Annotated in this window: 16 protein-coding genes; 10 read left to right on the top strand and 6 right to left on the bottom strand. The window is 70.3% G+C overall.

Annotated features, from left to right (window positions below; all coding sequences use genetic code 11):
• Positions 1-160 precede the first annotated feature (160 nt).
• The 3 genes from BIV57_RS00755 to BIV57_RS00745 all read right to left on the bottom strand — a co-directional run bounded on the left by BIV57_RS00755 (position 161) and on the right by BIV57_RS00745 (position 3567).
• The gene (locus BIV57_RS00755) at positions 161-1315 is read right to left on the bottom strand and encodes an alpha/beta hydrolase (protein ID WP_071654597.1); all 1155 of its coding nucleotides are present in this window, start codon (positions 1313-1315) and stop codon (positions 161-163) included.
• A gap of 104 nt (positions 1316-1419) precedes the next feature.
• The gene (locus tag BIV57_RS00750) at positions 1420-2328 is read right to left on the bottom strand and encodes a hypothetical protein (RefSeq protein ID WP_139275361.1); all 909 of its coding nucleotides are present in this window, start codon (positions 2326-2328) and stop codon (positions 1420-1422) included.
• 540 nt (positions 2329-2868) lie between these two features.
• Positions 2869-3567, bottom strand: coding sequence for a maleylpyruvate isomerase family mycothiol-dependent enzyme (locus tag BIV57_RS00745; protein ID WP_071654717.1), 699 nt, complete (start codon positions 3565-3567; stop codon positions 2869-2871).
• Between the two features lie 121 nt (positions 3568-3688).
• Between BIV57_RS00745 and BIV57_RS00740 the strand changes: the two genes are divergently transcribed.
• The 3 genes from BIV57_RS00740 to BIV57_RS00730 all read left to right on the top strand — a co-directional run bounded on the left by BIV57_RS00740 (position 3689) and on the right by BIV57_RS00730 (position 6971).
• Positions 3689-4282, top strand: a complete 594-nt coding sequence (locus tag BIV57_RS00740) for a TetR/AcrR family transcriptional regulator (RefSeq protein ID WP_079169893.1) — start codon at positions 3689-3691, stop codon at positions 4280-4282.
• Positions 4283-5002: 720 nt separating this feature from the next.
• Entirely contained in the window at positions 5003-6268 is a 1266-nt protein-coding gene (locus tag BIV57_RS00735; RefSeq protein WP_175548619.1) for an outer membrane protein assembly factor BamB family protein, read from the top strand.
• A gap of 517 nt (positions 6269-6785) precedes the next feature.
• The gene (locus BIV57_RS00730) at positions 6786-6971 is read left to right on the top strand and encodes a hypothetical protein (RefSeq protein ID WP_071654594.1); all 186 of its coding nucleotides are present in this window, start codon (positions 6786-6788) and stop codon (positions 6969-6971) included.
• 417 nt (positions 6972-7388) lie between these two features.
• Here BIV57_RS00730 and BIV57_RS00725 read toward each other — a convergent pair whose 3' ends face one another.
• The gene (locus tag BIV57_RS00725) at positions 7389-7805 is read right to left on the bottom strand and encodes a winged helix-turn-helix transcriptional regulator (RefSeq protein ID WP_071654593.1); all 417 of its coding nucleotides are present in this window, start codon (positions 7803-7805) and stop codon (positions 7389-7391) included.
• A gap of 76 nt (positions 7806-7881) precedes the next feature.
• On the opposite strand from BIV57_RS00725, the gene BIV57_RS00720 reads away from it, so the two are divergent.
• Together BIV57_RS00720 and nadC are read left to right on the top strand one after the other, a co-directional pair.
• Entirely contained in the window at positions 7882-8670 is a 789-nt protein-coding gene (locus BIV57_RS00720; protein WP_175548618.1) for an alpha/beta fold hydrolase, read from the top strand.
• 470 nt (positions 8671-9140) lie between these two features.
• The gene (gene nadC / locus BIV57_RS00715) at positions 9141-10157 is read left to right on the top strand and encodes a carboxylating nicotinate-nucleotide diphosphorylase (RefSeq protein ID WP_245797364.1); all 1017 of its coding nucleotides are present in this window, start codon (positions 9141-9143) and stop codon (positions 10155-10157) included.
• A gap of 32 nt (positions 10158-10189) precedes the next feature.
• On the opposite strand, the gene BIV57_RS00710 is transcribed toward nadC, so the two are convergent.
• A complete protein-coding gene (locus BIV57_RS00710) occupies positions 10190-11269 on the bottom strand; it encodes a GlxA family transcriptional regulator (protein WP_107409387.1) in 1080 nt (359 codons plus the stop codon).
• Positions 11270-11948: 679 nt separating this feature from the next.
• Between BIV57_RS00710 and BIV57_RS24425 the strand changes: the two genes are divergently transcribed.
• From BIV57_RS24425 to BIV57_RS00680, 5 genes are all read left to right on the top strand, one after another.
• On the top strand, positions 11949-12731 hold the full coding sequence (locus BIV57_RS24425) for an Ig-like domain-containing protein (protein WP_139275359.1): 783 nt from the start codon (positions 11949-11951) through the stop codon (positions 12729-12731).
• 6 nt (positions 12732-12737) lie between these two features.
• Positions 12738-14537, top strand: a complete 1800-nt coding sequence (locus BIV57_RS00695; RefSeq protein WP_071654588.1) for a TerD family protein — start codon at positions 12738-12740, stop codon at positions 14535-14537.
• 145 nt (positions 14538-14682) lie between these two features.
• Positions 14683-14889, top strand: coding sequence for a hypothetical protein (locus tag BIV57_RS00690; RefSeq protein ID WP_139275357.1), 207 nt, complete (start codon positions 14683-14685; stop codon positions 14887-14889).
• Between the two features lie 199 nt (positions 14890-15088).
• A complete protein-coding gene (locus tag BIV57_RS00685; RefSeq protein ID WP_071654586.1) occupies positions 15089-15364 on the top strand; it encodes a hypothetical protein in 276 nt (91 codons plus the stop codon).
• A gap of 1166 nt (positions 15365-16530) precedes the next feature.
• Entirely contained in the window at positions 16531-16962 is a 432-nt protein-coding gene (locus tag BIV57_RS00680; RefSeq protein ID WP_071654585.1) for a GNAT family N-acetyltransferase, read from the top strand.
• 50 nt (positions 16963-17012) lie between these two features.
• On the opposite strand, the gene BIV57_RS00675 is transcribed toward BIV57_RS00680, so the two are convergent.
• Entirely contained in the window at positions 17013-18446 is a 1434-nt protein-coding gene (locus BIV57_RS00675; protein WP_071654584.1) for an ATP-binding protein, read from the bottom strand.
• Positions 18447-18631 lie beyond the last annotated feature (185 nt).

The raw sequence follows: 18631 nt of genomic DNA, 5'->3' as shown, positions 1-18631 counted from the left end.
CGTCGCCAGACACCCTTGGGTCTCGCCAGAATGACGCAGTCACTATCCCCGTTGGTCCCGTGATCATCGGCTACGAGAATCTTGTCTGAGCCACGATCCGAACCCAATCCCGTTACAGGGCTACGGCGACGGCAATGTTGGGGCCGAGGTACGAGAGGGTCTAGCGTTCCGGACCGACCAAGTCGGTGAAGGCCTCGACGCCGTCGACCACCGCCTCGAAGCGCGCGGAGTGAAACACATCGAATGAGTGCTGGCCGCCGGGGAGTTCGGCGTAGACGACCGTGCCGCCGCCGACCTGACGCAGCCGGTCGACGAAGTAGCGGGCGCCCTCGACGCTGGCCAGCGCATCCTTGGTGCCGTGGGCGATGAACATCGGCGGCGCACCGGCGTGGAGGTAGGGGAGCGGTTGGTTCGGGGACGGCGGCACATCAGGTGTCTCGCCGAAGAAGTCGCCGTAGTAGCCGTAGAGGCAGATCGCCGCGGTGACCGATGTGTCGACGGACTCGAATCCCGGCTGGTACGCCGGATCGTTCGGCGTGAACGCGCACATCGATGCCAGATTGGAGCCCGCGGAGCTGCCCGCCAGGAACAGCCGCGACGGGTCGGCTCCGTAGTCGGGACCGTGCTTGCGCACCCAGGCGATGACCTTCTTGGCGTCGATCTGGTGGCCGGGAAACGAAGTCTGCGGCATCAAGCGGTAGTTGGCGCTGACGCACACCCAGCCCTGGCTGGCGAGCCGGTTCAGCAGAGGAATCGCCTCGCGGCTCTTCTCGCCGCCGGTGAAGCCGCCGCCGTGGAAGTAGACCAGGACCGGGCCGTCGGCCGGCGCGCCGCGACGTTGGTAGACGTCGAGGAGGTTACGACGCCCGGCATCCCCGTAACTGATGTTGCGGATCCGCTGGACGTCGCCCCTACGGCGGTAGAACGGCACCAGCATGATGCGAGCCCACGGCCGGTGCCGACGCAGCGGCACCCGCACCCGCTCGCGCCAGTCGGCCCCCAGCCCTTCCCGAAGAGCCTGCTCGACAACGCGATCGGAGCGCACGCCACGACGGGCGGCGATCACGAGGCCGACGACGGTGAGGAGGGCCACGACGGCTGTCACCTTGGCGCCGGTCGACGCCAGGTCGCCCTGGGCTGCCGTGAGCGCCGAGGTCGCCACCAGGGCGTATACGACGAGGAACGGCACCTCGTTGATGATCAGCCCGAACCAGAAGCTCAATCGTGCCGAGAGGCGGGGCCGCCGCGGTGCGACGACGGCGAAGAAAGTGCACCAGGCAAATAGCGCCGTCGGCGCCGCGTATCCCATCGGCATGGCCAAGATCCTATCTTCACCATATGTTGCGTCGTGGCAGTTCCGAGCTCCGCTGGCGCATCCCACAGTTCGAGCACGCTAACTGCTGTCCGCGGGCGGCAGCCCTACCGCGGGTGGGTCGCGGCCTGCTCCAGGACCTCGATGAACGCGCGGGCGTTGACGAGGTCCTCGGGGTGGATCGCCTTGATGCGCTTGCCGTCGTGGCGGCGCAGGACCAGAGTGCTCGAGCTCGTACCCGAATAGGTGTAGGGCATCAGGGAGGCCACGTCCGCGAGCTGGGACCAGGGTGTCAGCTCGCCCCGGGTGCGCACACCCTCGGGGGCGACTTCGGCGGCGCCGAAGGAATACGTGGCGCCGCCGCGCAGTGCGTCGAGGGCGGCGGCGATCACGTACGCGGTGTGGGCGTCCTCGATCGCCAGCGCCACGCGCGTCAGGTCCTGGGACCTGCCGGTGCCGACGCGCCTGACGACCAGCGGGGGCAGACCCTCCTGGTCGACCTGGAGCGCGTGCTGGACGCTCGTGTGGGAGAGCACACCCGCGGTCTGCCGGGTCTGCAACCGGATCATCCGCAGCCTGGTCACCTCGGGCCAGGTGTAGATGCGCAACTCCTGCCCGCCGCGCGCACTGTGCAGCCCCCAGATCGCGCCGCCCTGGAGCGCCTGCGCAATCTGGACGCCGCCGCGTGCCGGCAACGTCGTGCTTGCGGTGCTCCTCGCGCCCGTGCCGGAGCGCATCCTGAACGCGCGCATCACCAGGTAGCCGAAGGCGGCCAGCGCGGCGGCCAGGACGATGAGATGGAGCACCTGGCTGCTGCCGCCGATGACGCCCAGGGCCAGGATGCCCACGACCAGTCCGGCAGCCGCCACCCACGTCCAGTTCACGTCGGCGCTCCTGTACTTCAGCGGCAGGCGCGCCTCGGCGACCACCGCACCGAGCCCGCGTTGCCGTGCGACGTCGTCCATGGCCTTGCGCAGGCCCGTCTCGTGCGACTGGCCTCCCTGCTGCATGCTCATGTCCGCCATCCCAACCCCCTCTTGACTCCCCGGCCCGCGCGAATGCCGTACGGTTCCCGGGCCGTACGGTTGCGCGGCGCCTGTCCATAGCGGTGTGCCCGGGCACGGAGGAATGCCCATCCGCGGCGCGAGGGCACCCTGGCGCGCGACCGGCCGTGCGCCGGCGGCCGCGTCAACGGCGTTCCAGGCCGGTCGCGGCGAGAGCGGCGCGTTGAGTGTCGGTCAGCTTCGCTGCCGCGCCGGCGACTTCACATGCGATGCCCGTACCCCCAGCCGGCTGATGACCGGTGCGGCGCCGTCCTCGAGGACAACGTGTTCTTCAGGCTGACGAGGGACCATCGCGTTCCCATTTCCGGCGATGTGCTACCGCAGTGCGGCAAGGCCCCTCGAGAAGGGCCACGCTGCGCCACCTCGTCTCGCTGACCAGATACCTTCCCTCGAGGTCGACTGACGTTCCATTTCCCGGCACGTCGGCGCCATCCCCCGACCTGTCGGTGACCGAGCGGCTGCCGGCCGTGGGCCGTAGCGGGGCCCCGCCCCTCAGAACGGCACCTCCTTTCCGAACGGCACCTCATCTCCGCCACGTCCCGACAGCGCGCGGCAAAACTCCACCGCGTCGTAGGACACCGCAGGTCCGCCGTCGCCGAAGGCGAAGTCGCCGCCCGCCGGGCCCGTCAGGGTGAGCCGCACTGGACGCTCATGCCGCTGCGCCCAGTCGGCCGCCACGTTGGCGACCAGGACGCCGTCGTGATCCGCCGTCAGCTCCATCGCCCGGCCCGTGGCGCGGCAGATGTCGATCCGATGCATCCAGCAGTCCCGGGTTCCGATGACGTCGACCACGTAGCCCAGACTCCACCGTTCTCTCGTGCCGGCCACCGGAAGGTCCGATGCGATACGTACCAGGTGGCGCAGTGGCGCCGGCACCCGCCGCCGCCCGGCCACCGCGCGCGGCAGCAACGCCCGCATCTCGGCCGTGATCTCTTCCGGACTCAGCGCGGACAACTCCCTGACCTGCAGATCCGACATTGCGTCAGCGATCGCACCTCCGTGGGCGCGCGCCACCCGCACCTGCCGGAGTTGCTCCCGTACGGAGGCGCAGGCCCGCATGTAGCCGAGCAAATGGGTGGCCATGGAGCGGACGTCCCACGGCGGGCACTCCGTCGGCAGCGCCCATTCCCGCACTTCCAGGGACTCCAACAGTGCAGCGCCACGCGCGTATTCGGCGGCCGCGAGCGTCATCGCCGCACGGTGGCCGAGGGGCGGGGTGCCCCCCTCCAGAACCCCACCCTTCTGTCTCACCACTCTTCCTCCTAGCGTCAGGAAGTCCGAACAGTGTCAGGATGCTTGCTAGGCTGATGCCATGTCAACTCCCACACCCGGCCACCGCGATCGACGACGTGTCCATCACGAGGCCACGCGACGCGAGATCCTGGACGCGGCCTGGGCCAACGCCCGCGAGAACGGCCTGGCCGGCCTTTCGCTGCGTGCCCTGGCCCGTACGGTCGGTATGGAGCCGCAGTCCCTTTACACGTACTTCCACTCGAAGAACGCCCTCTACGACGCGCTGTTCGCAGAGGCCTACGCGGAACTGCTGAGCCGTCAGAGAGCGGCCGCCCACCCGGATCCACAGGTTGCCTTCACGCGTATCGCACACGCCTTCGTCCATTACTGCACCGAGGATCCCGTCCGCTACCTGCTGCTCTTCCAACGCACAGTGCCCGGCTTCACACCCGGTCCGGACGGCATGCGGTCGGCCGTCGAGGTCTTGGACCTCGTCCGCGACATCCTTGCCCGTCTCGGAATCGGCGACCCCGAAGCCCTGGATGTGCTGACTGCTGTCCTCGGAGGCATTGCGGCGCAGCAGACCGCGAACGAGCCCGGCGGTCGGCGCTGGACCGGCCTGACCGACCGGGCGGTCACGATGTTCCTCCGCGAGTTCGCACCGGATCGATGACCGGGATCTTGGGCGCCGGGGGCTCGGCCCAAGGCGGGGAAGTGAGCGGATTGCTCTGTGCTCACCAGCGCCGATGTTGTGGATGAGGCCGTCGGCGGCCCGGCGGTCGAGCTGCCGGCGCGGGCCGCGATGTCGCGGTGCCGCCACGGGCGGTGCGGGGCTTCGTACCGCAGACCGAAGATGCGGTGCCGGCGCCGTTGGTCTGGGGAGACGGTGCGGTCATCGCGGGAGGTGGTGGGGAGTGCGGGCCGGGTACTGGCGGGCTGTCCACGCCGGCGACCGTGCGGCTGGTGTCGGGGCGGCCGTCGTCCTGCCGTTCGGCGTACCGCGGGACCGGCGAGCGGACCGTGCAGGTGCTGACGCGCGGCCGTCGGGCAAGCAGGCGAGCGGCCAGGACGCGCGGGCAGATGACGCCGGACGTGGCGGACTGCCTGAGCAACGCGACCCCGCTCCCCGCGTCATGAACCGACACCGAAGCCTCTGGCCGCCGGCGGATCCGCCGACCACCCGGCCGTGGGGAAAGACCCGCCCGTCCACCAGGAAGCCCGCGCCCGGGGCCGACACGCTGCCGCGCAGTCACTCGTCGCGGACCGGTCGCCCGCCTTGCCGGAGCCCGCGTCGCCTTTTACGGTGTGCACGGTGTGCGCAGCAACAGCCCGGGGCGGGACAGAGGATCCGGCATTGGCGGAGCGGGCGCGGGCCCCAGCCGGGCGTCGGAGCGTGTTGCGCGCCGCGGGCGCATTGGCCCTGGCCGGATCGGTGTGCGGGTGCTCGGCGCATCGGGATCCGCCCGCCTCGGCGCCTGTGGCACACGAGGCGTGGGAATACCGCACCAAGGAACCGATCATCGGCGGCCCGCTGACGTCGGATGACCTCGTCTGGGTGCGCACCACATCCCGCTTGCACGCGGTCGACGCAAGCAGTGGGCGCCGCCGCTGGGTGGCCGCAGTCCCGCCGGCTCCCAGCGCACTCGCGGCGCCGGTGGCGTCCGGAGGCCTCGTGATCGTGCTGTCCGAGAACGAGACCGGTGCTCGGGTGCACGCCCTGAGCCGGTCGACGGGGAGGATGCGGTGGTCGGCGCCGTTGCGGCCCGCGATCGGCCGGGCCCGGGCGAGCAGTGGACCCGTGGTTGTCGGCGGTCGGTGCTTCGCGGCGTTCGGCGACGGCTCGGTCGCCGGCGTCGAGCTGGAGGCGGGCCGAGGTCTGCCGCCCACTCTGACCGACCTGCGCGCAACGGACGGCGCCGCTCAACTGGTCGCCGGCGGCAGCCGGGTGTTCGCCGTTCCGGGCACCGCGGACGGGGCCGGATCGACGCTGGTCGCCGCGGCAGCGGGGCCGCCGGGCGCCGCGTTGTGGCGGACCTGGGTGCGCGCCGACCGGGCGACACTGTTGGGCGTCGCTGACGGAGCCCTTCTGATCAGCACGCTGGCGACGGTGGCGGATCCCGGTTCCGACGAGCCCGGCCCGGTGACGCGCCTGATGGGCCTTCAGGCGACCACCGGACGCACACGCTGGCAGCACGTCCTCCCGCTGCCCGGGCCCTCCGTGAGGAACGGTGCCGACCGCGCCGCGGCACTCGGCGGTTCGGTGGTCGGAGTGGTGGATGCGTGGGGCGTGGCAGGCGTACTGCCGGCAACCGGCCGTCTGCTGTGGCGGCAGCATCTGGATGCCTCGGCCACCACTGCGGTGACGGGACGTCCCGCAGGCGCGGCGACGGACCGGATCTTCCTCATGGGGGAGGACGGCGCGGTGACTGCCCTGTCTGCAGCAACCGGACGCCCGGTATGGCGCAGGTCCGGTCAACGGTCCACCGTGGCGCCAGTGTTGGCCTGTGGCACGGGTGCCGACTACGTGGCGGAGGCCGGTGGAACCCTGCTTGCCCTGACGGTGCCACACCTCGGGGGCCCGGGTAGTCGACCAGACGCGACGAGATTCGCTGTTCGAAGGCCAGCGTCACCAACCTGCCTTTGCCGCACGTCCGCCTGACGGACCAGCACCTTCAGCGCCTCCAGCTTCCTGTCCCACTCGCCGCGTGAGTCGCCGATCACCACCTGCCAGCCCTCCTCGGCGAGCTGGAGCACGCCGGAGGCCATCTCTGGGTAGTAGGGGTTGGCCAGGTCGTCCAGCAGCAGACCCACCCTCACCGAGTCCTGCCGGCGCAGCCCGCGGGCGAAGCGGCTGGCCCGGTAACCCAGCGTGCGGGCCACCTCCAGCACCCGCTTCTTGGTCTCCGGCCCGATCCCACCCTCTGCCATGACCGGGTGAACAGTTGATTCGTCGTCAGGCTCGCGGCCTGGGGTGCGGCAGATGGGGCCTTCGCGGCCCCACGCGCTACGGCCCAGGGGCACCCAGGGGTACGGGCAAGCGATCGCCGGATCGCCGGAGTGCCCAGCTTCGGTGGCCGCGTTGAGGGCACGAACCCGGTCACCTCTGGTGCCCGTTCTGAGTTTCCCCTTCCACCTGCTCTCTGGCCACCGGCATACCGCGGCGATACGGTCCGGCGATGGCCCAGTGGCAATACATGCAGACGTCCGTCGATCGGTTCTCCTCAGACGAGGCCGTCAGCCAGCACCTCAATGATATGGACGCCACGGGTTGGGAGCTCGTGGCCACGGACCTGACCATCAAGGGCAGCACCTACGGCAGCTCGACAGAATCCAAGCAGTTCATCTGGAGGAAGCCGAGGTGAAGTGGTTGTCCTTCGGGTGAGCGATGAGAGCGGGTTCTGCTGGTCACTGCGCGCCTTGCGCACCCACTGCGCCGTGGGGTTCTGAACGCCCGTCACTTTCTCGGTGTACTTCGCGGGCGTAGTGCCTGGATGGGTCTCCCACCAGCGTTCCAGGTCTTCGGACGTGCGCGGGGGCGACGTGCGCGGGCCCGGCGAACAGCGTCAAGCATTCGTCCCGCAGCACTGCGTTCGAGGAGGCACGCCTGCTGCGGTCGGAAGCCGGACCCTGTCCGGCATGCGGTTCCTGCCAACGGTCTTGTGGTGGCGTGACCCCCGCTGCTGTGTCGTGGATCGAGGACCCGGCCCCCGCGATCGTTGCCGTACGTGCAGGTCCGTATCGACCCGCGGCGTTGTCACACCAGCACCGCACCGCGGCACTCAACGAGACTCGGGCGCACCAGTGCTCGCCCCGGCCGGCGCCCCATGTTCTGTGTCGTACCGTTCGCGCGCCGCCAACACATCGGAGCGGTGATTGCGCGCCCAGTCGGCAAGGGCGGCCAGCAGCGCTGCCAGCCCGAGGGCCAGAGGCGTCAGTGCGTACTCGACCGTAGCGGGAACGGTCGGGTACACGGTCCGCGCCAGCAGTCCGTCGCGCTCCAGCGCGCGAAGCGTCCGGGCCAGCATGCGGCGGCTGATCCCCTCGATCGCCCGCTCCAGCTCGGTGAACCTCCGCGTCCTGCCGGCGAGTTCCTCGATGACCCGGACACTCCACCTGCCGCCGATCCGGTCCAGCAGGTCCCGGATCGGGCAGGCCGCGCCGACCTGGTCCGTTACCTCGGTGTCCCCTGGGTACATGAAAGTCCCTCCTTCCGTATCCGCCGATCACTGCCAAGGATGGCCCACATATCCCGCAGCAGAGAAGGGACGTGAGATGGCATCCACGGAACGCAGCGGACGGCGGATCCACTACCGGGTGAGCGGTGACGGGCCCCCGCTGCTGCTCCACCCCGGCATCTACCAGATCGGAGCGCACTGGAGCGCCGCCGGCTACACGCCAGCACTGGCAAGCGCCTTCACGGTCGTGGAGATCGACCCTCTCGCACACGGCAGCAGCGCGGCGCCCGTCGATCCGGATGAGTACCGACTGGATCGCCGGGCCGCCGACGTGGTCGCGGTACTCGACGACATCGGCGCGGACCGCGCTGTGTACTGGGGCTATTCCATGGGTGGATGGGTCGGCTGCGGCCTTGCCTTGCACGCACCCGATCGGCTGGCAGGCCTGGTTGTCGGTGGGTGGGACCCGGCGGGCGGCATCGAAGTCGCCTACGCCCACGCGCGCCGCACCCTCGCCCTCCCCGACGACGTCGAGTGGACGACGCTGCTGCGGGAGTCCGCACGCAGGCTCCCGCCTCAGGCCGCCGTGATCAATGCAGGGACGGAGGCGGCCTTCGATGCTTGCCACCGCTCGTTGGAGCACAGCCCTGATCTGAGCCCGGCATTGTCCCGTCTCGCGGTCCCGTTGATGCTCTACACAGGGGAGTCCGACCCTTACCACGGCGGCGCGGCTGCCGTAGCCGCCCGGACAGGCGCCCACTTCGCGGGCATTCCCGATCGGGATCATGCGGGCGCCTGGTATCCCGCTTTCGAGGTCCTGCCCAGGGTGGCCCCGTTCCTGCACACGGCGTCCGTCAGCATGCGTCAGCCCATCGAACCGCGCTGACGTCCGGCCGCGACCGAGATCCCCCCTGCGCACATAGAGTCACAAAAAGTACGCCAGGGTTTGCTCCAGAAGGCCGTGCTTTCGCAGGTTGAGCGTGCACGCCTGTGAGCCTTCCATGACGTTCAGTTCACCGGGATACCCCGGCGAGAGAGAGGGGGCAGCCCGGTGCGGCTGGTCCAGAGCCACGAGAGACCAAGGCGGCGGCGGTGGACAACGACGAGACTGGCGCGCAGCCCGGCGACCACCACCGTCAGCTGAACCACTACTACGAACGTGATCCCCTCGACGAAGCCGTAGGGGGCGGTGCCGTCACCTGCCCCCTTCCACCGGGAGGGCAGGCTGCGCGCTCCCGGCTCCGGCCACCGGCGGGTTCTCCGTCGACAATGCGCTCCACGAGTGTGGCGGGAATGTATCGAAGGATGACGTTCGCGCCATCGTCGTGAGGCGGCTCGAGTAGTCAGGATCGAGGCATGACATCGACGCATGCACACGAAGACCCCAACTCACGCGGCCCAGCGGCAGCCTTGGGCCTTCCGAGCCCTGATGGCTTTGAGGGCTCCCCGTGGACGGTCGCCCAGCACCAGGCGGCGGTTGCTGCCGGCGCTGTAGAAGAGGCCATGTGCCGCGCCCTGGCCGAAGACCGCGCCGAGGACGACATCACCACCCGCTGGGCAGTGGCGGACGGCACACGCGGCCATGCCCACATCGTCACTCGCCAGGCCGGGGTGATCGCCGGTACCGCGATTCCGGCCGAGGTGTGCCGGCAACTCGGCCACGAAGTCGCCGTCACCGAGCACGTCCAGGACGGCGACCGCGTGCGTGCCGGGCAAGTCCTGTTCACGCTCGACGGATCCGCGCGAGAGATCATCAGCGGCGAGCGAACGGCGTTGAACTTCTTGCAACGGATGTCCGGCATCGCCACCGCAGCCGCCGCCTACGCGGAGGCGGTGGCCGGGCTCCCGGTACGGATCCTTGACACCCGCAAAACTGCACCGGGTCTTCGCACGCTCGACAAGGCCGCGGCCGCTGCCGGCGGGATGAGCAACCACCGGCTCGACCTCGCGGCGATGGTGCTGCTCAAGGAGAACCACATCGCCGCAGCGGGCGGCGTGACCGCCGCGATCGCGGCCGTGCGCGAGTGCAACACGCAGGGCGTTGCTGTCGAGGTGGAGGTCGCCTCGACAGCCCAGGCTCTCGAGGCGCTCAGCGCGGGAGTCGAGTGGATCATGCTGGACAACATGCCGCTCGACGATATGCGGGACATTGTGACGCAACGCGGGCCGGTAGGGCCCCGACTCGAGGCGTCCGGGAACATCACGCTGGAGGCGGTCAGGGCCGTCGCGGAGACCGGAGTCGACGCGGTATCGGTCGGCGCCGTCACCCACAGCGCGCCGGCCTTCGACCTCAGTCTGCTGATGACACCGGCTACGCCCGCCGGAAAAGTGACGCGCGCTGGTGCGGATGGCCGCCCGGCGCAGGGGCTCTGACGAACCACCGGGAGCACACGGTGCGTTCATGGCTAAGTGAGATTGGAACGCCGCGCATCGCCGGGGACCGCCTCCGAGGCGCGGAAGGTGCGACGATAGGCCGACGGGGCGACACCGGCCGCCGCTGCCAGGTGCCTTCGCAGCGAGGTCGCAGTGGCGAATCCCACCTCGTGGGCGACGCGTTCGACCGGCAGGTCACTGGACTCCAGCAGCTGCCGCGCCCGCCGCAAACGCTGCGCGGTCAGCCACCGTCCGGGGCTCAGACCCGTCTCCTCCTTGAAGCGCCGGGCGAAGGTCCGGCTACTCATCGCCGCATGCGCGGCCAACTCCTCCAGTGGCAGCGGACGTTCCAGGCGCTGCAATGCCCAGTCGCGGGTCGGCCCGGTGCCGGTGGCGCCCGTTGGGGGCAGCGGCCGCTCGATGTACTGGGCCTGCCCGCCGTCCCGGTAAGGCGGCACGACGCACAGGCGGGCTACCTGGTTGGCGACCTCGGTGCCATGGTCCTGGCGCAGCAGGTGCAGGCAGACGTCGATCCCGCTGGCCGCCCCTGCTGAGGTCAACACGTCACCGTTGTCGACGAAGAGAACGCCGGGGTCGAGCTGCACCCGGGGGAACAGCTCCCGGAAGTGGTCGCAGAGCGCCCAGTGGGTCGTGGCCCGGCGCCCATCGAGGAGACCGGCACCGGCCAGCAGGAAGGCACCGCTGCAGATCGACACCAGACGGGTGCCCGGCCGGACCTTCGACAGCGCGTCGAGAGCCTTCGAGTCCGTGGCGGAGGCCGAGGCCCGGGTGATCGCATACGGAGGGATGATGACCGTGTCCGCCTCGGCGAGCACCTCGGGGCCGTGTCCGGGAGTGACCCTCAGGTCCGGGTCGGTGCGCACGGGCTTACTGTCCAGGCCCGCGGTTATCACCTCGTAGCGGCTGCCGGCGGATCCCAGGACCCGTTGAGGTATGCCGAGTTCGAAGGGGTAGAACCCGTCGAGCACGAGTACGACCGTCTTGTGGGCGCCAGGCCGCGGTTGTGGGCGCATCGCGCGATCCAGTTCTGCGGCACGACCGGCTAGGTCGCTGGGGCCGGGCGACACGGCTGCGGATTGATGGACGGACATGGCGCGAACGTATCCGAGCCTGACCTCTTAGCAATGGCCGAGGCCCGCCCGAACGGAGAGCACCGCGTGAGTCGGGGTGCCGGTGACCTCGTAGTAGTCGAGGTCGTCGAAGACGACGGACGCGCCGTGCGCGCGGACTGGGGCACTTCAAGTACGACCCACAGCGGCTGCGGAACGCCCTCAGGCTCTTGACTCGCACCGGCGCACCGGCGTAGCCCATGCCCGCAGGCGGGGGACCGCCGGTTCGTTCGGGCGCGGCGGGGGTGATCGGCACTCCGCACGGTCATCCCCGAGCCGTGGTCCTGCAGCCCGGCGCGCCACCGCGCCGATCGCACAGTGGCGCATCTGCCGACCGCGCTGTGGTGGAACCGGCATCCCGTACCGCGCGCCCTGAGGGGGCTTTGCGGCCCACGTCCACCACAACTGCCTCTTCGGCTGCGCCGACCCTCCTTTGCGTCGGCGCCCAGGCGGCCGGGGCCCGGCTGTGCCGCGCCTTCCGCCTGATGCCGCCGACGAGCGGCAGGCATGGTATAGGGAGCCTGCCCTGTGAGTGGAGTCACCGCTTTCGCGGTCATATGTCCGACTACAAACACATAAGATCGATCGCCGGTGCCGCTGCGCGCCCGAGGAGACGACCCGGGCAACCCCCATCCCCTTTCGAGTGCAGGACGAACCTTTTATGACGAACCCCGGCCCTGGCTGGAACCGCTACGACTTCGACCAGGACCCCGCTCGGTCACCGCGGCGAAGCCTTCGCGACCGCTGGCGCGGCCTGCGCTGGTACAAGAAGGCCGGGATCGGACTGGGCGCCGCATTTGCCGCACTGATGGTCATCGGGATGACGGCTCCGGCGCCCGCAAAACCACCGTCCTCGGATGTTGCCGCATCGACCGCCCCCAGCCCGTCGGTCTCGGCCTCGCCGCAACCGGTCGTCTGGACGCCATCGCTGGCCGACGATGCCGCATCGACGAAATACACGACGGCGGTGACCATCGACGTCCTGGCCAACGACCGATCCGTGCCCTCAAGGGTGTCCGGCGCGGCACCAACGCTGACACTGGCGTCCGTCGCCGCGCCCGCGCACGGTTCCGCATCGGTACGCGACGGGAAGATCCTCTACACGCCGCAGGCCGGGTTCTCCGGCACGGACGCCTTCTCCTACACGGCGGCGGTCAAGGGCAGGAGCGCCTCGGCGGCGGTGTCGGTCACCGTTGCCGCCAAGCCCACACCCACGCCGACCCCAACACCGTCGGCGACCCCGGCGTCGACGCCGACGCGGTCCGCGGTGCCGCACCCGGCGCCGACACGGGAATCGCGCTCTTCCGGGGCCTCCGTCACCGTGGTCGTCAACCCGGGCTCCTTTTGCTCGGTCCACGGGGACCTGGGCGTGACCAAGAAGGGCACCGCCATGATGTGTCAGACGGCGAGCGACGGTCGGCTGCGCTGGAAGAGCGTGGGGTGAGGTGCGATGGGACTGGGATTTCGCGTCGGCGTGCCAGGACTGCGACTGCGGGTCTCGACCCGGGGCGTGAGGGCGTCGGTCGGGCCGCGCATCGCCCGTGTCCATGTCGGCGGCGGGCGGACACGCGTCTCCAGCGGCGTCGGCCCCTTCTACGCCTCAGCCGGCAGCCGGCGCTCCCGCTCGCGGTCCATTCCGCATCGGCCGACGGCCGCACAGCTTGACCGGGCGCGACGCGCGGCAGCACGCGCCGAGGAACAGGCGCGGCTGCAGGCGACCATCGCGGAGCTCAACGAGCTCTACCGCCACACGACCTCGGTCCACCTGGAGGAGTTTCCTGCCGTCCGTCGCCCCGAGGTCCCCGCGCCGCCGGCCCTCGATCGCCGACGGGCGCTGAAGGACGCCGAACGGCACCACCTGGCGGGCACCGGACGCTTCGCGCGCGGCACGCGAACGGCCGCCCGGGCCCAGGCGGCACGGGATGCCGATGCCTACCTCGCCGACGAACAGCTGCGCCTGGCAGCGGTGCACCGGCGGGTCGTCGGCGAGGCCGACTCATGGTGGCGCCTGCTCAACGCCAACGACGAGGCGACGGTGTGCGAGCTCGTCAACGACGCCTTCGCCGACAACGCCGCCTCGGGCTTCGCGGTCGGCGTGGACGGCACGACCCTGCATGTGGTGATGCGTCAGCCGGACCTGGACACCCTCCCGGACCGGATGCCCGCCACCACGCCGGCCGGCCGTCCGACCCTCAAGGCACTCACCAAACGGGACGCCTTGACCTGGTGGTTCACCACCCTGGGCGGGAACGTGATCGCCACCGTGAAGGAGGCGCTGGCGACCGCGCCCGCCGTGGAATGCGTGAACGTCGCGGTGCTCACCCGTATCCCGACCACGCGGCGCCTCGGTGTGGTGGTGCACGGCGAGTGGACCCGCCGCGCGGTGGAGCACGCACGGTGGCGCACCGAGCAGGACGCACTGCGGTTCCTGGATGTCGGCCGCGAGGTGCGGTGCTCGGTCCGCATCCCCGAGGGCGGACGCCTCGCAGCCGGGATCAAGGCCCTGGAGATCGTGCCCGGCGATCCCCTGGCCGATCTGCTGGATCGCATCGACGAGGACGCGGCTTCCCCTGGCGCCCTGGCCGACCTGGACGCGGCCCTGGGCGAGGAGCGACCGGCCCCGGGCCCGGCGCTGCCCAACCCGTACGCGGTCGTGCCCTTCTCCGCGTGGAAGCAGCGACTGGGCGACGGCGCGTCGGATCTCCCGGCGGCGCGGCAACGCCTTCACCAGGCTCTTGATGGAGCGGTGACGCATCGACAGCTGGCCGAGGGACCACTGAGCCTGGAACTGCCCGCCGGCAGCCAAGGCGACCTGTCGGTGCTGCTGTTGGGCCCCGAGGGGAAGGTCGTCAGCGACAGCGACTTCATCTTCTACAACCACCTGTCCACGCCGAACGGCGCAGTCTCGCTGCACACCGCCGGGTCCGACGCGGACCTGCGGACCACCCGCGCCGTGCTGCGCCTTGCGGCCCTGTCCGAGCACATCGAGCGGGTGGCTGTCGTCCTCAGCGTCCCGGAGGCCGCTGCGGGACTGGCCGGCACTCGCGTCCGCATGGATCTGCCGGCAGCAGACGCTCACTGGCACCTCGATGTACCTGGAGGCTCCACCGAACCAGCCTTGGTGCTGGGCGAGTTCCTCCGCGCCGGCAGCAGCCACGGCGACACGTGGCAATTTCGGGCGGTGTGCTCAGGCTGGACGGACGGACTCGTTGGCCTGCTGCGCGCGCACGGCGTCGAGGTCGATGAGTAGGAACCCGATTCCTCGCTCACTGAAGGCCGCACGCGACGCATGGAGGCGCCTGCCGATGCCGATGCGGCCATCACCGCCCGACATGCCGCACAGACGGCTTGGCGGGAAGCCAACCCGGTCACACAGAGAGAGTCACACTCTGGTGATGATCAGTGGAATCGACTGGACGGCCGTCCGCGACAGCGGCTTTGACGACGGCGCTAAGGCCGGGCAGATCACCTCCGGAAGCGGAGGGACCATCACCTCCGCGCCGCAGTTCCTGGCCTTCGACCACGCGGTCGCCGGCCACGGCGGCATCACCGTCGCACCGGCGACCATGAAGACCTCCTACATCCGTTTCGAGCAGCACTGAGCGAACCACGGATCGGCCCGCCATGCCGAACCGTGCCAACACGCAGGATGGGGCATTGCCCAGTCATCCCGCGAGATAGCCCCGGCATCGAGGCCCAACACGATCAGGTGAGGGCTGGCCTCACGCGGACTGTCCACAGCTCGCACAGGGAAGGCCGACACCACCTATCTGCCGCACCATCAGCCTGGGGAGCCCTGCCGTGAGCGGATCCACCAACAGCCCACCCTCCGCGCTCCAGGCCGGCGCCGCACTGGGCCGCCACGCTGCCTCTCGGGCCGTCACCCTGCTGGAGGAGGCGGCCCGGCACCCCGTCGGCTCCCCAGCCCGCGCGGCGCTGGCCGCCGAGGCGGGCGCCTGGGCCCAGTTGCGCGCAGCCGAGGCCGTTCTGATGCTCGCCGTGCGCGCCCACGCCCTCGAGCAGGGACTGGAGAACGTCGCCGTGGCCCTGGACCACCACCATGACCCTGCGGCGTGAGGCAACCCGCCGACAGGCGCGGCGCGCGGCCGCGAATGAGACCCGGCGTGCCAGGCGGAGGCCCAGCCTGCCCAAGAAGTGGCATACAACTGGTTGCTGACCGCACCTCACATTGCCCAGCAACTGTCGAGTTAGGGATAATGGCCGTGCTTCGCCGGGCGGCGGTCCATTAGTGATCAAAACCCTATTCCCGTCCGGCGGAGCGAACACGCCATGTGCCCACCGTGGGAACCGGCCCAGTTCTCAATGCGCCGCCCCGTGACGCGCCGGTACAACGCCCGACCAGCCCGCCAGCGGGCACCTCACCCCGCACCCGCCTTCGACGCCGCACCCATGTGCCGCCGATCGTGCAGCAGCCGCCCCAGGAGAGCCGGATCGATCGCTGATCGACAATCAGAACGAAGGCACGACCGGGCGAAAAGCTATTGCGTGGTACGCGAAACCGCCGGTTTTGATGGGTGCTGTTGCGGGGCGATGGCGCGCCGGCGTCTCCCATCTGCAGGACGCGCCACCCTGCCCGCACCCGGGCCACTAACCCGCGCCGACGCTCCACTGCCGAACCGCTCCCTGACATCAGGACGGTCCTGGTACCAACCGGAGCCCCCCTCGACGAGGCGTCCTCCCCATGAGCGCACACCTCATCAAGTCGCGCCCCCGACCGGTACCGGCACCGCGCGCTCCGCTCAACGGGTCCTGGCGACATCGTCCGGAGCTCGCCGAGCCACACCCTCAGCCGCCCGACCCCTTCGGAAACGGTCGCCGTACCGAAGGCGGTGCCAACGCCCTCCAGCCAAGCACCGGCGCAGCGCACCGCACCGACAGGGCCCGGGCCGTCGCCGCATGGGCAACTACTGTCCGGGCGGTCGGGGGCCCCGGTGCCTTTCCAGGACCGGGGCGTCCCCGAGGCCTATCCCCTTCGGCCAGGACGAGGACGCCGGCGCTGTCCGCCCGACCGAGTTGGCGCGAGAGATGCTGATGTTGACGATGCCACAGCCCAACGCCCGGGCCGGCGCCGCGCCCCTGGCCGACACCGGCCCCTGGCCGCCACCGGCCGACCGGAACACCAGCCCCACAGTGGAACGGTAGGCAGAGCCGCCCGGGGCCGGCGATCCCCCGGCTTGTGACGAACCCTCCCGCCGCCCGAGCGACCACGGCAAGATGACGCAGTGATCACTCAGATATCGCGGGACAACCTGTCACTTCTCGAGCGGGCAGTCCACCACTTCCGCGGAGCCGCGGAGGCCGACATGGTTCGGGCGTTCGCCGACACACCCAGCGCACTGGCCTTCGTAGCAGCCCACGACACTGAGGTCCTCGGCTGGTGCTGGGGCCACCACCTGACGCGTCCCGACTCGTCATCAATGCTCTACGTCCACCAACTTGACGTGGCGGACGCCCACCGCCGCCAGGGCATCGGACGGGACCTCCTCCGTGCCTTAATGGAGACTGGTGCGAAGGCCGGAGCCACGAAGATGTTCCTGACCACCAACGAGGCGAACACGGCGGCCCGGTCCCTCTACGAGTCCCTCGGCGGCGGGCTCGGCACGCACGGCCCCACAGTGAACTACTGGTTCCTGCTTGAGCCTTACCTCAAATGAGCGCGGCGGCGGACCGACCATCAAACGCAGCAGCCACGGCGAGAGTGGCGTCATCGCCATGCGTCGGCGATGTCCTGAGGACTCCAGACCTGGGCGAGGGGGAGTGGGCCGCGGGTGCCGCTGCGGGAGACCGCGATGAGAGGGAGGTCGTCGGTGGCGCCGGGGACCTTGGCGGCGTCGCGAGCGAGGGCGTCGTAGTCGTGGCGGTCGAAGGGACGGTCGTCGAGCCATTTGATAGAGCCGGCGAAGTGGAGGCGCTTGGCGACCGGTTGGCGGTCCGCGCCGATCAGGTCGATCTCGGGGTTGTTCTGGCGGTTCCACCACCCGCCGATGGCTTCGGTGGCCGGCCAGGTGTCGTCGGGCAGTCGGCGCAGCAACGCGTCGCGGATGATCGGTTCGACGGCGCGTCCGCGCCAGGAGGGCCAGGAGCGGTTGATGCGCTGCAGCAGCAGATCGCTGCGGCCGCGCTCGACCAGGGGCAGGCCGCGGTTGAGGAAGGCAAGCCAGAAGCGCAGGTAGGGATCGGCGACGCGGTAGCGGCGGTTCTTGGTGTCGGGCTTGGTCGACAGCGGGTCGTCGACGGCCAGGACGCGTTTGTCGAGGAGGGTGGCGAGGATGGGGGAGAGGGTGCCCGAGGGGAGGGCCGCAGAGCCGCCGGCCTCGGCGGCGATGGTGGAAAAGGTGCGCTCGCCACTGCCGACCGCCTCCAGCACCGCCCGGGCCCGGCTGGATTCGGGGAACTCACCCAGCAGCGACAGCTCGCCGGACACCAGGAGCGGCGAGAGGGGGTCGGACAGGGCCTGGGGCAGGAACTGGGCGCTGGGCATGGCGTGCGGCCAGGAGGAGAGCACCTCGGGGAAGCCGCCGGTGATCAGCAGGGCGTCGATGGCTTCCGCGGCGTCCAGGCCGGTGAAGTCCTGCACGTCGGCCAGGTGGAGCGGGTTGATGGTCATGGTGGCGGCGCGTCCGAAGAAGGGCCGGCCGTAGGTCTGCAGTGCCTGCATGACCGACTGGTCGCTGCCCACCAGGATCAGCAGCACGGGCTTGTCCGACAGGTGCCGGTCCCAGACGGTCTGCAGGGCGCCCTCGAACTCCGTGTCCTGCTCGATCAGCCACGGCACTTCGTCCAGGACCGCGATGCTGGGGCTGTCGTCGGGGACCGCCAGCGCGAGTGTGCGCAGCGCCTGGTTCCAGTCGCCGGCCTGCAGCCCGGCGACGAGTTCGGCACCGGGTAGGTCGGACTGGGCCACGGTGGCGAGGAAATCGGCCCGCTCCGTGACCGGGTTGCGTCCGCGAGTGGCCTGGAAGACCAGGTAGGGGACCTCGGAGCGGTCGCAGAACTCCTGGACCAGTCGGGACTTGCCCACCCGCCTGCGCCCGGTGACGGTCAGGGCGCGCCCCCGGGTGGCCCCCCGGCCGTCGGCGATCGTGCGGAGCTGTTGCTGCAGGATCTGCAGATCGTCGGCGCGTCCCTGGAACTCCACAGCCACCTCGGCAATGCTAGATCGAATATTACGTAGATTGAATCTAGCATTGCTGGCAGTGGGTATCGGCGCAAGCGCACTGTCGGATGCTTGGGGCTGCCGCTCCACGGCACCAGGGGGCGGCGGAGGAGCGTGTTGGATGCCGGGGCGGGCTCTTGGGTTTCCGCCGGGAAGCACCCTCGCAG

This window comes from Mangrovactinospora gilvigrisea, from assembly GCF_001879105.1.
GTDB lineage: Bacteria > Actinomycetota > Actinomycetes > Streptomycetales > Streptomycetaceae > Mangrovactinospora > Mangrovactinospora gilvigrisea.
Note: the sequence above shows the minus strand (reverse complement) of the source record. Positions and strands in the feature narration are given on the sequence as shown.

Excerpts from the sequence above, each read along its gene's own strand:
- BIV57_RS00710 (WP_107409387.1), bottom strand. The coding sequence starts at position 11,269 with ATGTCCGTCCATCAATCCGCAGCCGTGTCGCCCGGCCCCAGCGACCTA.
- BIV57_RS00720 (WP_175548618.1), top strand. The coding sequence starts at position 7,882 with ATGGCATCCACGGAACGCAGCGGACGGCGGATCCACTACCGGGTGAGC.
- BIV57_RS00740 (WP_079169893.1), top strand. The coding sequence starts at position 3,689 with ATGTCAACTCCCACACCCGGCCACCGCGATCGACGACGTGTCCATCAC.
- BIV57_RS00755 (WP_071654597.1), bottom strand. The coding sequence starts at position 1,315 with ATGCCGATGGGATACGCGGCGCCGACGGCGCTATTTGCCTGGTGCACT.
- BIV57_RS00690 (WP_139275357.1), top strand. The coding sequence starts at position 14,683 with ATGATCAGTGGAATCGACTGGACGGCCGTCCGCGACAGCGGCTTTGAC.
- BIV57_RS24425 (WP_139275359.1), top strand. The coding sequence starts at position 11,949 with ATGACGAACCCCGGCCCTGGCTGGAACCGCTACGACTTCGACCAGGAC.
- nadC (WP_245797364.1), top strand. The coding sequence starts at position 9,141 with ATGACATCGACGCATGCACACGAAGACCCCAACTCACGCGGCCCAGCG.
- BIV57_RS00730 (WP_071654594.1), top strand. The coding sequence starts at position 6,786 with ATGGCCCAGTGGCAATACATGCAGACGTCCGTCGATCGGTTCTCCTCA.
- BIV57_RS00725 (WP_071654593.1), bottom strand. The coding sequence starts at position 7,805 with ATGTACCCAGGGGACACCGAGGTAACGGACCAGGTCGGCGCGGCCTGC.
- BIV57_RS00745 (WP_071654717.1), bottom strand. The coding sequence starts at position 3,567 with ATGACGCTCGCGGCCGCCGAATACGCGCGTGGCGCTGCACTGTTGGAG.
- BIV57_RS00750 (WP_139275361.1), bottom strand. The coding sequence starts at position 2,328 with ATGAGCATGCAGCAGGGAGGCCAGTCGCACGAGACGGGCCTGCGCAAG.
- BIV57_RS00695 (WP_071654588.1), top strand. The coding sequence starts at position 12,738 with ATGGGACTGGGATTTCGCGTCGGCGTGCCAGGACTGCGACTGCGGGTC.